The 13,331-nt window shown below is 42.6% G+C and carries 11 protein-coding genes and 1 pseudogene; 4 read left to right on the top strand and 8 right to left on the bottom strand.

Annotated features, from left to right (window positions below):
• Window positions 1–270, bottom strand: a pseudogene (locus tag BLT_RS0102435) (histidine kinase); the annotation flags it as partial.
• Between the two features lie 489 nt (window positions 271–759).
• Between BLT_RS0102435 and BLT_RS0102430 the strand changes: the two are divergent.
• Entirely contained in the window at window positions 760–1,392 is a 633-nt protein-coding gene (locus BLT_RS0102430) for a YigZ family protein (RefSeq protein ID WP_017726228.1), read from the top strand.
• A gap of 66 nt (window positions 1,393–1,458) precedes the next feature.
• Here BLT_RS0102430 and opp4C read toward each other — a convergent pair whose 3' ends face one another.
• The 6 genes from opp4C to BLT_RS0102400 form a co-directional block, all read right to left on the bottom strand.
• Complete coding sequence (gene opp4C / locus BLT_RS0102425; protein WP_017726227.1) at window positions 1,459–2,385, bottom strand: oligopeptide ABC transporter permease; 927 nt, start codon at window positions 2,383–2,385, stop codon at window positions 1,459–1,461.
• A gap of 12 nt (window positions 2,386–2,397) precedes the next feature.
• A complete protein-coding gene (locus tag BLT_RS0102420; RefSeq protein WP_017726226.1) occupies window positions 2,398–3,345 on the bottom strand; it encodes an ABC transporter permease in 948 nt (315 codons plus the stop codon).
• Window positions 3,346–3,419: 74 nt separating this feature from the next.
• Entirely contained in the window at window positions 3,420–5,078 is a 1,659-nt protein-coding gene (locus BLT_RS0102415) for a peptide-binding protein (protein ID WP_017726225.1), read from the bottom strand.
• A gap of 138 nt (window positions 5,079–5,216) precedes the next feature.
• Entirely contained in the window at window positions 5,217–6,236 is a 1,020-nt protein-coding gene (locus tag BLT_RS0102410; protein ID WP_017726224.1) for an ABC transporter ATP-binding protein, read from the bottom strand.
• A complete protein-coding gene (locus tag BLT_RS0102405) occupies window positions 6,208–7,242 on the bottom strand; it encodes an ABC transporter ATP-binding protein (RefSeq protein WP_051045211.1) in 1,035 nt (344 codons plus the stop codon). The genes BLT_RS0102410 and BLT_RS0102405 overlap by 29 nt, the downstream gene beginning before the upstream one ends.
• A gap of 100 nt (window positions 7,243–7,342) precedes the next feature.
• Window positions 7,343–7,807, bottom strand: coding sequence for an Lrp/AsnC family transcriptional regulator (locus BLT_RS0102400; RefSeq protein ID WP_017726222.1), 465 nt, complete (start codon window positions 7,805–7,807; stop codon window positions 7,343–7,345).
• Window positions 7,808–8,325: 518 nt separating this feature from the next.
• On the opposite strand from BLT_RS0102400, the gene BLT_RS0102395 reads away from it, so the two are divergent.
• Complete coding sequence (locus BLT_RS0102395) at window positions 8,326–9,366, top strand: LCP family protein (RefSeq protein ID WP_035425371.1); 1,041 nt, start codon at window positions 8,326–8,328, stop codon at window positions 9,364–9,366.
• 517 nt (window positions 9,367–9,883) lie between these two features.
• Here the strand turns inward: BLT_RS0102395 and BLT_RS0102385 are convergent.
• Window positions 9,884–10,939 (bottom strand): glycosyltransferase family 4 protein, encoded by a 1,056-nt coding sequence (locus BLT_RS0102385; RefSeq protein WP_017726219.1) that lies wholly within the window; start codon window positions 10,937–10,939, stop codon window positions 9,884–9,886.
• A 422-nt stretch (window positions 10,940–11,361) separates the two neighbouring features.
• Here BLT_RS0102385 and BLT_RS0102380 point away from each other — a divergent pair, with 422 nt between their 5' ends.
• Together BLT_RS0102380 and BLT_RS0102375 are read left to right on the top strand one after the other, a co-directional pair.
• Complete coding sequence (locus tag BLT_RS0102380) at window positions 11,362–11,586, top strand: hypothetical protein (protein WP_017726218.1); 225 nt, start codon at window positions 11,362–11,364, stop codon at window positions 11,584–11,586.
• A gap of 13 nt (window positions 11,587–11,599) precedes the next feature.
• Window positions 11,600–12,964: a SpoIID/LytB domain-containing protein gene (locus tag BLT_RS0102375; RefSeq protein ID WP_017726217.1), complete on the top strand. Its 1,365-nt coding sequence runs from the start codon at window positions 11,600–11,602 to the stop codon at window positions 12,962–12,964.
• The last annotated feature ends 367 nt before the right edge of the window (window positions 12,965–13,331 follow it).

Raw genomic sequence — 13,331 nt, 5'->3', positions numbered from 1 at the left:
GTACACTCGTTGAATTTCATCGTTTGTATATTTTTGGAATTGTGTACTCACTTCCGCCAAACGGTTCCTCGCAAAGCGAGCATGATTTTGCATTCGATCTGCCTTTTCTATGACTGTGGCAACTTTAATCCGCACGTCACGTAATTCTTGCTCTAGCATTTTGTACTCTTGTCGTGACTGCTCACTGATTTCAAAAATCTGTTCACGGCTTTTCCCTACCGTTTCCAAGGTTTGATTAATGATCTTGTCCAACATATGCGTGTCAGCCAAGAATATCACCAACTTTCTAATTGAAAAAGTAGGCCCGGCTTAAAATTTATATGGTTGTATTGACGTTTGTCCCATTCTTTTTTATACCTATATACCTTCGTTAAAAGCGTGAAAAACCCTTCTTTCGGTGTTTCCATGCAAATTTTTTATTTATTCTTGGAAGAAGTTGATTATTTGCGTCAGGAATAGGATTTCGCTATCATTAGCTTACATGAAACGGCGTCTCAACTCATTGGTAATTACATACAATTAGGCATTTAAACGGGTGCAGACAGAACCATATTGCTGTTTGGCACACCTTCGATTGGTGGCCACCTCCAAGATTGATGGTGCAATTGAACCAATAAAAGGCCTACATTTACTTTATCGTCTAGGTTTATCTTATTTATTAGCATTAAGCAAATAATCAATATGCATAGCTTATCATGACAATATTACACGTATATTTCTGTGTTTTGTAAAACTATGAAATTCGAAGGGGGACTTTTCATGCTAGCAACCTATTATACTGTGAAAGAATCAGGAGAGCATGAAATCGTGATTCAAAAATCACGCTTCATTGCCCAAATTGCCCGTGCTACCACAGAAGCGGAAGCTCAGGCTTTTATTGAAGCGATCAAAAAAAAGCATTGGAATGCTACACATAATTGCTCTGCGTATTTGATTGGGGAAAAGGATGAGATTCAAAAGGCGAATGATGACGGGGAGCCAAGTGGTACGGCGGGCATTCCGATTTTGGAAGTATTAAAAAAGCGTAATTTGAAGGATACGGTTGTCGTGGTCACCCGTTATTTTGGTGGGATCAAGCTAGGTGCAGGTGGATTAATTCGCGCATACGGGGGGGCGACAAGCGAAGGGCTGAATGCGATTGGTGTCGTGAAACGGACCTTAATGCAGGTTGTGCACACACAAATTGATTATCACTGGCTTGGAAAGGTGGAAAATGAGCTACGCCAATCTCCTTATTTAATTAAGGAAATTTCATATCTTGACCAAGTGGAAGTGCAAACCTATGTCGTTGAAGACCAAACCGACGCCTTCACCAACTGGATGACGAACCTCACCAATGGTCAAGCCACTATCAAAACCGGCGAACTCGAGTACCTCGAAGAAGCCGCATAGAGGGGTCAGAGCATTTTTGCTGCGGGCAAAAGGGGTCAGGGCATTTTTGCCCTGACCCCTTTTTTTCTATTTCTCGACGGCTCTTGGATCGAGTGCGTCTCGGAGGCCGTCACCGATAAAATTAAAGCTTAAAACGGTCAATAAAATCAGCATTCCAGGGAAGGTTGGGTACCACCAAGCGCTACGGAAGATCGTCACACTTTGGGCATTTGACAGCATATTCCCCCAGGTAGCCGCAGGCGGTTGCACACCGAGTCCAAAGAAACTTAATGCTGATTCAGCAAGAATAAAATTTCCTACAGCCAATGTCGCTGCGACAATAATTGGGCCAGCCGCATTCGGTAAAATTTGTCCAAAAATGATTCTCGAATTGGACATCCCAATCGTCCTTGATGCGAGAACAAACTCCCGCTTCTTTAATGAAAGAAACTCTCCACGAACAATTCTCGCAGTTGTTGTCCAGCTAAGTAATGCAAAAACGAAAATCAAAATGTTGATGCTCGGGTCCAAAATCGCAACAAGTGTAATTAATAAAAAAATATTTGGAAACGCAACGACAATATCGACAAAACGCATTAAAACCGCGTCAACAATGCCACCAAAATAACCAGCTAATGCTCCAATAATGGTACCAATGAAAACAGCCCCTAACATGGAAGCAAAACCAACATAAAGGGAAACTTGACCACCGTAAAGCATGCGGCTAAATAAATCCCTGCCTAAATGGTCCGTTCCCAGCAAAAATTCGCTGCTCGGAGGGGCAAGGCGATTACGCAAGTCTTGATAGTTCGGGTCATGAGGTGCAATAAATGGTGCTAATAAGCATGCGAGAGTAATGAGGAGCAACAGCACTAAGCCAATCACCGCCAATTTGTTTCGAAAAAACTTAGAGACAATCATCGAAAGAAGAGAGCGCCGCTCCCCAATTAGTTGGTAATCCTCGACCGAGATAGAGTTGCTTGGCTGACTCTGACGCTGTGGGTGTAAAGCCATCAATATCCCTCCCTAATATTCAATCCTCGGGTCGAGGACAGCATACATAATATCTGCGATTAAATTTCCGACAACCGTTAACACTGCACCAAACATGGTTACTGCTAAAATAATCGGATAATCCCGTTGGAAAACAGCATCAATAAACATTTTCCCAATTCCCGGCCAACCGAATACCGATTCAACAATGGCTGAACCACCGACCATGGTTGGAAGCATCAAACCGAGCATGGTGACAACCGGAATGAGCCCGTTTCGCAAGCCATGTTTGTACACGACACGACGCTCCCGGAAGCCCTTCGATCGAGCTGTCCGTATGTAATCCTGATTAATAACCTCCAGCATGCTCGAACGGGTATAACGTGTCAGACCTGCCATATCTGCTGTTGCCAAAACAAGAGCTGGTAATAGTAAGTGATGGAGACGGTCAAGAATGCTAAATTCGGCTCCAATTGTGGCAACACCACCAACCGGCGTCCAGCCGAGCTGAACAGAGAACAGCATAATTAACATTAAACCTAACCAAAAATTCGGGGTTGCTAAGCCAACAAACGAGCCGAATGTAACGGTATAATCCATTTTAGAATATTGTCTTGTTGCAGATAGAACACCGAACGGAATGGCTATGATCACGGCTAGAAAAAGGGAAGCACCCATTAACAATAATGTATTAGGAAGCCTATCTAAAATTAAATCTGTAACTGGTACTTTTCGATGATAAGACGTACCTAAATCGCCTTGTAAAACATTCCCCATCCACCGAACATATTGAACAGGAATCGGGTCATCTAACCCAAGGCGCTTAATTTGTTGTTCCCGAACCTCTGGAGAAATACTAGGGTCCATGTTCATCATGGCAGGGTTCCCTGGTGCTGAATAGGTTATCGCAAAGGAGAGAATCGAAATGCCAATTAGTATAGGGATCATCATAATGACCCGGCGAATGATGTAAGTAGTCATGATTTCATTCCTCACAATCCCTTTATTTTCAAGAGCAGGAAAGGGAAGGATTGCCCCTCCCCCCTTTTCAATGCTTATTCATTCACATACCATTCAAATGGTCTGTAAACATTCAGACGCGGATGATGCGTAAAGCCTTGCAATTTATTGCTTAATAGAATGTGCTGTTCAGGGTAAAATAAAAATGTATAGGGCTGTTCATCAGCTAAAATTTTATAGACGTTACCAATCACTTCAGCGCGCTCGTCACGATCAAGAATCGTTTTATTTAACTCCGCTAACTCGTCCACTTCGTCATTGGCATACGTAATGTTATTTAGACCAGCTTCACTTTCTCGAGAATGCCAAAGCGCTGATGGATCTGGATCTGTTGCCAGTCCCCAAGCTGCAATCGTTGCGTCAAAGTCTTTGTTAGGCGTGTTCACTCGATCTAAGTACGCACCCCACTCCATTTGCCGAGGCTCCACTTCGATCCCGATTTCCCCAAGCATTTGTTGAACGATCACACCAATGTCACGGCGAATGACATTTCCATCATTAGAAAGAAGCTCAAAGGAAAAACGCTCGCCATCTTTTTCTAAAATTCCATCTGAACCTGGCTCCCAACCTGCTTCCATTAGAAGCTCCTGTGCAGCTGCTGGATCATAGTCAAACTTCGTTACCTCATCCGTATAAGCCCAGCTTAACGGACTAGCCGGTGTATGAGCGACTTCTGCGCGTCCGCCCATAATTTCATCTACAATAAGCTGACGATCGATGGCCATTGTTAAAGCCTGACGTACCCGCGGGTCCTGAAATAAAGGACGGTCATTATTCCAACCAATATAGTCATAACGAAGCTCTAATTCAGAAGAAATTCGACCATGATCATACGTTTCAGCCGTAGCATACTCTGTTGCAGGTAACACCATGTGGTCAATTTCTCCTGTTTCAAATAGAAGTAAAACGGCATTTTGGTCGGCAGCATAACGGAACGTAATGCTGTCTAAATTAGGGCGTCCAAGAAAAAAGTCATCAAACGCTTCAACCGTCAAATACTGACCGTCCACATATTCTACAAATTTAAATGGACCAGCCCCAATTGGTGCGTCTAAATTATACTCACGGTACTCTTCCAAATCTGCAACGGGAATGTCTCCTAAAATATGTTGGGGAAGAATGTTGTATGAGTGACGTGCTTCAAAGCTTGCATCTACTTCGTTCAATGTGAATAGCACCGTATGCTCATCAATGACCTCAACGCTTTCTAATGTTTCAAAGTCTCCTGCACGAGGTCCCGTATAATCTGGATCAATTAAAATATTATACGTAAAAGCTACATCCTCCGCTGTGACAGGCTCACCATCGTGAAACGTCATTCCCTCATGAATTGTGTACGTCCACTCTAAACCATCCTCAGAAACCTCTGGGTGATCAACAGCAGCATAAGGCTGGATCTCTAAATTTTCATCTGTCTGCATTAACGAAACATGAAGCATTTGAATCACATCATGACTTGCAGAATCCTGATAATATAGCTCATTAAAGGTAACAGGCTCACCAGGTGTTCCCATCACAATGCTTCCACCTTGCTGCGGCTCACCTGTAGCCTCTCCATCTCCTTCACCTGTCGGCTCTTCTGTTTCCCCATCCGGATCTGTCGTTGCTTGTTCGTCTCCTCCAGAGCACGCTGTAACTACAAGCAACAGTGCCATAACTAGACCAAACAGCATCAAAAGCCTTTTCTTAGACATGAAATGTCCCCCTTCAATTTTTGTTCACCACATGTCAATAGCATCGTAACGATTGGCTTTCCCTCTTGTCTCTCCTTACGCAACACCTCCTTTTTTAAGTAAAGCTTTAGGATGTTTCAATCCTTTTAGAAAAACGCTTTATTCGTAAAGATGGCAAGCGACAAAATGATCATTCTTCACCTCTTTAAATGAAGGGACCTTTCCTTTGCATTCCTCCATTGCTTGTGGACAACGTGTGTGAAACACACAACCCGCCGGTGGACTTGCAGGATTTGGAATTTCTCCTTTTAAAATGATTCGTTCTCGTTTGATTTCCGATGGATGGGAGCGGGGAACAGCAGATAACAAGGCTTGGGTATAAGGATGTAGGGGATTGCGATATAGATTTTTTTCGCTAGCCACCTCCATCATCTTCCCAAGGTACATGACACCGATTCGGTCAGAGATATGCTTTACAACACCAAGATCATGGGCAATAAATAAATAGGTTAGCTCGAATTCATCCTGTAAATCTTTCATTAAATTCAACACTTGTGATTGAACCGAAACATCGAGAGCAGAAACAGGCTCATCGCCAATAATTAATTTCGGATTTAGCGCGAGTGCCCGAGCAATCCCAATTCGCTGCCGCTGTCCCCCTGAAAATTCATGGGGATAACGATTAACATAGCTTGGGTTAAGGCCTACACGCTCCATCAAGCTCTCAATATAGCCTTGCCGTTCATTACGGGGGTGGGTATTATGCAAACTAAGTGGTTCTTTTAAAATCGACTCAACTGTTTTTCTTGGATTCAATGAGGAGTAAGGGTCTTGGAATACCATTTGAATATCTCGACGGAATGGGAGCATTTCACGTTCAGTTTTTGTCGATAAGTCCTCTCCATTAAAAAGAATCGTCCCTTCCGTTGGCTCATAAAGCCGCATAATCGTTCGGCCGGTCGTCGATTTCCCACAACCAGATTCTCCAACAAGACCAAACGTTTCACCTTTTTTTATAAAAAAGCTCACATCATCAACCGCTCGAACTTGTCCAATGGTTTTACGAAGCAATCCTTTTTTAATCGGAAAGTACTTCTTTAGTCCTTTAACACCCAGTAGCATCCCGTCTTGTTCTTTTCTTACAGCTTCTTCATTCTGTTCTTGCTGCTGCAGACTCATCGTAACGAACTCCTTTCTCATACAAGAAGCATCTCACCTTGCGACCTGTTTCGATTTCCATTAATTCCGGCTGTTCCGTCACACATTTTTCATAGGCATGCTGGCAGCGTGTGACAAAGCGACACCCTTTTGGAAATTGGTCTGGTGTTGGAACATTTCCTGCGATCGATGCAAGACGTTCTTTGTCCTCATCAATGTTTGGAACCGACTCCATTAAACCAACTGTATAAGGGTGAAACGGCTTATCAAACAAAGGCACAATTTTTGCTTCTTCAACAATTTGACCCGCATACATGACGACAACTCGGTCCGCCAATTCTGCAACAACGCCGAGATCATGAGTAATTAAAATTATGGCAGAGTTAAATTTTTCACTTAACCCTTTCATTAGATCGAGAATTTGCGCTTGCACCGTTACATCTAAAGCTGTCGTTGGCTCGTCCGCAATCAAAAGCTTCGGATCACAGCTCATTGCCATGGCAATCATGACCCGTTGGCGCATCCCACCTGATAACCGATGGGGATAATCTCGTAAAATTTCATCCACACGGGAAAATCCAACAAGCTCTAACATCTCTTTTGCACGATTGTACGCTTCACGCTTTGAGATTTTCTTATGATAGATAAGTGTCTCCATCAGCTGTTCACCGATCGTTAGGACGGGGTTCAAGGATGACATCGGTTCCTGGAAAATCATACCAATGTCGTTGCCTCTTACTTTGAACATTCGCTCTTCCTTTTGTTTTAATAAATCCTCACCAGCAAAAAGGATCTCTCCCCCGACGATTTTTCCCCCTGGGGAAGGAACGAGCCGCATAATGGACAAGGTTGTCATACTCTTACCAGACCCTGACTCACCGACAATGGCGAGTGTTTCCCCTTCATTTACGTGAAACGAAACATCGTCGACAACTGGAAGCTCTTTCTTTTTTTTATAAAAATAGGTTTTCAAATGATTAACTTCTAATATTGGTTTCTTTTTTACCAATCTGTACACCTCATTCATGTAATGGCTAAGATTCTGCCTTTCTTTTTTGTGCCATCATTTATTTACATCTGTGTCGAGAAACTGTTATAATTTTAATTAATGATATATTCAGAAAATTTTAATCCTGCTCTTGAATCATGTAAGAGAAAGAGTCCTTATACTGCTTCAGCTCAATGCTAACATCTGCTGCCACAATTCCCTCTAACTTCGCTAACTCTTTATTTAAAAAATTAACCAAATCCTCATTGTTTTTAAAATACGCCTGCAAAATTAAGTCGTGATGGCCTGAGAATGCCCCAACAAACCGGACCTCTGGGTAGTCATTTAAGTGGGCAGCTATCGCTTCTTGATGTCCAAGCTTTGTTTTAATGCCAATAATCACTTGCACATTCAACCCAATTTTATTGGGATCCATATGAATGATGAATTCAAAAACACCCTCCTTAAGCAATCGGTTAATCCGCGACCGCACTGTTCCTTCACTGACGTCAAGCTGCTGTGCTATATCTGTATAAGAGCGTTTGCCATTATCCTGGAGCATTTTTAAAATTTGAACATCGATTTCATCTAGCTTCATAATCATACCTACTCACTTTACGAATTTTTTACCTAGACTAATATCCTATTACGAAATTCATATTATTAACTGTTTTTCCTTAAATTTTCGTAATCACCGTCATTATAATCTATAATTTTCGAAATTGCAAGATTATTCATTATTGTCCTGACCACTTCTGCTCTGACCCCTTTTGCCCTGACCCCTTCTGCTCTGACCCTTCTTTTCACAATCTCTTACAATCTATGAATATTTTTAGCTTTATTTCTTCTGCGAAATCATTTACGATAATATACATGTAGAATCGAGATAATTCTGCATAAAACTCTATCACGGAATACGATATAGCAAACCGAACTTGCAAGAATAACAGTTGTATTAGATTCGTTTATATGTTCTTAACTGCTTAGCAACGTTTAATTGCTAGTAGCTTACAAGACATATAGCAAGGCTGCTGTGCTCGAAATGTTTATTCGAACACCGAACGAGAACAGGTTTTAGCTTTGAAGGTAAAACAGATTTTATTATAGAAGTGAGGAATAAACATGACAAACTCTAGGGTGCAACGACGCAAAAGTAGGTTGCGACGAATCCTTCGCGCTTTCTTAGTCGTCGGCATTGTTTCCTTCATTGCATTTGGAGGTGCAGCAGGCTACTTTATTTACAAATTAGCCAATGTAACTTCAGGTGCTCAGCAGGAACTAGCCCGTGGTGATATGTCCGAAAAACGTGAGGAACAAGTCAATCCGAGCAAGGATAACATCTCCATTCTATTTCTTGGGGTCGATGACCGAGACGGCAATTTAAGTGGACGAACTGATGCTATTCTTGTCGCTACTTTTAATAAAGAAGATACGAGTGTGAACATTTTAAGTATTCCACGAGATTCCCTTGTCAACATTCCTGGTCGAACGAATCCTGACAAGATTAACCATGCCCATGCATACGGTGGGTTAGACCTTTCTGTTTCTACCGTGGAAGAGCTGTTAGACATTCCGATTGATTACTATGTCAAATTAAATTTTGATGCGTTTGTGGAAATCATCGATGCCCTTGGCGGTGTTGAAGTAGACGTTCCAAAAACATTCTCTGAGCAAGATAGTAGCGGGAATCAAGGTGCCATCACGCTTCAAGAAGGAACACATACGTTAAATGGTGAAGAAGCCCTTGCGTTCGTTAGAATGCGGAAAGCTGATCCACTTGGTGACATCGGTCGCGGACATCGTCAGCAGCAGGTCATTAAAGCGATAATCGAAAAAGGATCTTCCATTTCTTCGATCACATCCTATGATGATGTCTTAGAAAGTGTCGGAACACACATGACAACTAACCTAAGCTTTGGAAATATGGTAGCCCTTCATTCTTACGGAAGATCGTTGAATGAAGTCAATACGATTAATATTGAATCTAGTCCAACATCAATCAATGGCGTGTCCTATGTCCAATTAGATGAAGCGTCTCTAGCTGAAGTCACACATGCCCTACGCGTTCATCTCGGTCTTGAAGAAGCATCTGAGTCTAAGCTTGGAACAACTGATGCCGCCTCTGAGGCAGACGATGGAACGGACACTAACACAACCTATTAAAAGCAACCAATGAGGCTGAGCAATCAGCCTCTTCTTAACATGTAAAAAAATACCCTCCTACGCTACCAATGGCGTAAGAGGGTATTTATATTAATAGTAGAAATTACGGTGTTTAATCATTTCTTTTGCACGTTGTTCCTGAGCCTTCGTCACCGCGTCAAATACTTTAGAAAAGAACCGTTTCATTTTATTGCCTTCTTTCTTCATGAATTACCTTCATTATCCATTGGTAGCCAAATTTTTTCAAAAGGCATAACAGCTCATGAAAACGAAAACATTCATCATGAAAACGGCTATCATCATGCCTCATCTCATGAATTTAAGCAATTCCTTTCATTTACATCCATATCCTAACAAGCGTTGATAAATCAAAGTTTTCACGTCTTCCAACACTATGGCGATAACGTGACTTTCGAAAAACTACACTTTTGCCTTGCCTCGTTTTGATACGCTCAGGAAAAATATTCGCTAAAAAAAAAGCCTGCTCCCCTTTTAGGCGGAAGCAGACTTTGCTTTTTTAAGACGGGCGTTTGACGTTGGCCAAACGACGGAAAAACTTAATCATCGGTCGATACGTTGCGCTCACAAGTCCGACCCGTTCTGCGATTAGCTCAAGCACAACAAGCGTCAAGACCATAATCAAAAGAGCCATCCATAATGTGGACATCGTCAGCATAATTGCAGCCAAGCCGAAAAATGCACTCATCGCGTAAATCATGAGAACCGTATTACGATGAGAGAATCCTAAACGCAGCAAACAGTGATGCAAATGGGATTTATCAGGTGCTGATAACGGCTGTTTGTTCACAATCCGACGAATAATCGCAAAAAATGTATCTGAAATTGGCACTGCCAAAATGATAACAGGAATGATTAACGAGAACACGGTAACGTTTTTAAACCCTAACAGGGAGACAACAGAAATCATAAACCCTAAAAACAAAGCCCCCGTATCACCCATAAAAATTTTCGCTGGATTAAAGTTAAACACTAAAAATCCGAGTGTACTTCCAATTAAAATCGCACCAAGTCCTGCCACAAAAACGTTTCCATCAAGGATCGCAAGGGTCGAGATGGTAATTAAGACAATCGACGACACACCAGCCGCCAGCCCATCTAAGCCATCAATCAAATTAATTGCATTCGTGATTCCAATAATCCATAACAAGGTTAAAGGAATGGAGAACCAGCCAAGCTCAAGGCGACCGTCAAACGGCAAGTTAATAAATTCAACTTGGACCCCGCCAAAAACAACCACACTCGCTGCAGCAATCTGACCAAGGAGCTTCACCTTTGCCGATAACTCCAGCATATCATCTAAAAAGCCGGTTAAAATAATGATGAAGCTTCCAATAAGAATTGGCACCATATATGGGCTTTGAGGCTGCAAAACCATAAATCCAACTAAAAATGCAATGTAAATCGCCAACCCACCAAGACGTGGCATTAGCTTTTGATGAACCTTTCGTTGGTTCGGTTTATCAACAGCACCAATTTTAATGGCTAATTTTTTAACAAGTGGTGTGACTAAAACTGCGACGATAAAGCAGATCAATAACGTCAACCCGATCATGTTGACCCTCCTTATTCATACCTTCTCCATAAATCATCCGTTTTATTTCTCTTTTCGTGATTTCTTATTTCCGTTTCCGACTCACTTTCACTCAATCGCTAAGGGGTTATGTACTCTCCTTTGAGCAAACCAAGCAGTCGTGTGCCCATGACAAAAATTCGACATCTTTTTAAAAATCGCTCCATAAGATTGTCTAAACGTACACAGTGGATTATACCACAAAGCGGATTCCCTCGTTCAAATTATTTTTCTGTTTTGGAAACAATTCATAATTTCACACAATCTACTCTCATCTTTCTCCATCAGGATCGATCATTTTTTGTAAAATCTAGGTCGAATTTCTCGTTTCTAGCTATAGGTACTATGCAATTTACCCACATCTGCTATAATCAAACTAGCATTAATTAGGAGGTTCATAATATATGAAGAAACGTATTCTCATCGCTAGTTTGATTGTGACACTCGCGATCGGAACAGTATCCTTTGCCTCATCTACTCTTGCAAACTCTCAACCAGTTCTCGCAAGTGTTGAATGGGTCATGAACCAAGTGAAACCGATTAAAGATCGTGTCGATACGCTTGAAAACCGTGTGAATGAGCTAGAAAAACAAGTCGAACAACTAAAGAAAGAATTGGAACAATCATGAGGAGCCAACACTTATGATCAAGAAAGTACTCTTTTTACTCATGCTGTTACCCCTTATGGTGATTTTCACAACAGGCGGACAAGCCTTTGCCAACAATCCTGCAAAATATGAAACACCGATTCGAGTGAGCCTTGTTCCCTCTATTAATTTTAATGTCACAACAACAGGACCTTACAAGCTATTAAACGTCGACAACAACAAGGAAGTTTCATATTCAGGCGAACTTCAATTCCGTCATACTCCGAATCAAGTGACGGTTCGTGTCAACGGACGTGATTTTACGTCAAACCGTGGTTTTGAGCTAATTGAGCAAGCTTCTTCTCAGGAAGCGTACACAACGATTACATCCGTTCAGCATTCAGGCTCTTTTGGCGTCCGTGACTATCGCGGCTCGTTAAAAATCCAGCCTGGCAGCAGCCGTTTAACCCTTATTAATGAATTAGACATTGAGGATTACCTTCTTGGGGTTGTTCCTCGGGAAATGCCAGCAAGCTGGCATCAGGAAGCACTGAAGGCACAAGCAATTGCCGCACGGAATTTTGCGTACAATCGCTCTCGATCAGGGAACCCAATTACCGGGACAACCTTAGATCAAGTGTACGGAGGGAAAACAGGAGAGCATGCGAATTCAACTTCAGCGGTCCGTGCAACACGAGGGATTTATGCCCTCGCAAACGGGAGACCGATTGATGCGTATTTCCATTCAAGCTCTGGCGGCCATACCGAAAACAGTGAAAACGTTTGGTTAAATCCTCTTTCCTACATCCGCGCTGTGCCAGACCCATATGACCGTCATCCACAAAACCGAAACAACGCATGGACAAATGTGGCGTCTCGAAGCGATGTGGAGCGAGCTGTTTTTGGAAGCGGCATTCAGCTTGTTGATTTGAGAGTAACCAGTCGTACAGCAGCAAACAGTGTTCAGCGTGTCGAAGCGACAGGAATCAACCGCTCAACGGGTCAAATCGTAACAACGACGCTGCCGCGTGCCGGGGAAACTGCTGACCGACTTCGTGGAGCTTTCGGAACCAGCCCGTCGTTAAACAGCATTAACTTCTCAGTAAAGAAGGAAGATACGTCGGTCCGAGTGAAAACAGCGAACGGCTCAACCCAAACGGTGAATTACACATACGGGAACCAAGTCATGCTCGGAAATGGCTCCACTGAAAGAGTGAACACCCAGCAGTTGATTGTTCGCACAGCCAACACAACGCAACAGCTGCCAACCTCCCCTTCCACCTATACCTTTGAAGGTAGCGGATGGGGCCACCGCCTAGGCATGAGCCAATGGGGCGCAAGAGGAATGGCAGAAGCCGGTCACACCTACGAACAAATCCTCAAGCACTACTACACCGGCATCACCTTAGGAAGATTGTAGAAATTTAGAAAAACTTAACTCCCGCCAGATACCCTCAAAAGAGAGCACGAGCTACCATATCTGCTTTAGCAATCATCGAAGAAAGCAGTTCGGCGGGAGTTTCTAGTTTTTCTTACCCCCCTAAACAACACCCTCTCTCACCCTGCCATAAAGCTTAATCAAGAAAAACAAAACCTTGGTTTTACACCTTTCTTTATGAAAGGGCGGCATAGCTCAATTTTTCGGGTGATTTTCACTCCCGCCAGATACCCTCAAAAGAGAGCACGAGCTACCATATCTGCTTTAGCAATCATCGAAGAAAGCAGTTCGGCGGGAGTTTCTAGTTTTTCTTACCCCCCTAAACAACACCCTCTCTCACCCTGCCATA

Source organism: Halalkalibacterium ligniniphilum (assembly GCF_000334155.1).
Taxonomy (GTDB): Bacteria; Bacillota; Bacilli; order Bacillales; family Bacillaceae_D; genus Halalkalibacterium; species Halalkalibacterium ligniniphilum.
The sequence above is the reverse complement of the archived record's forward strand: the minus strand, read 5'-3'. Positions and strand labels throughout refer to the sequence as shown.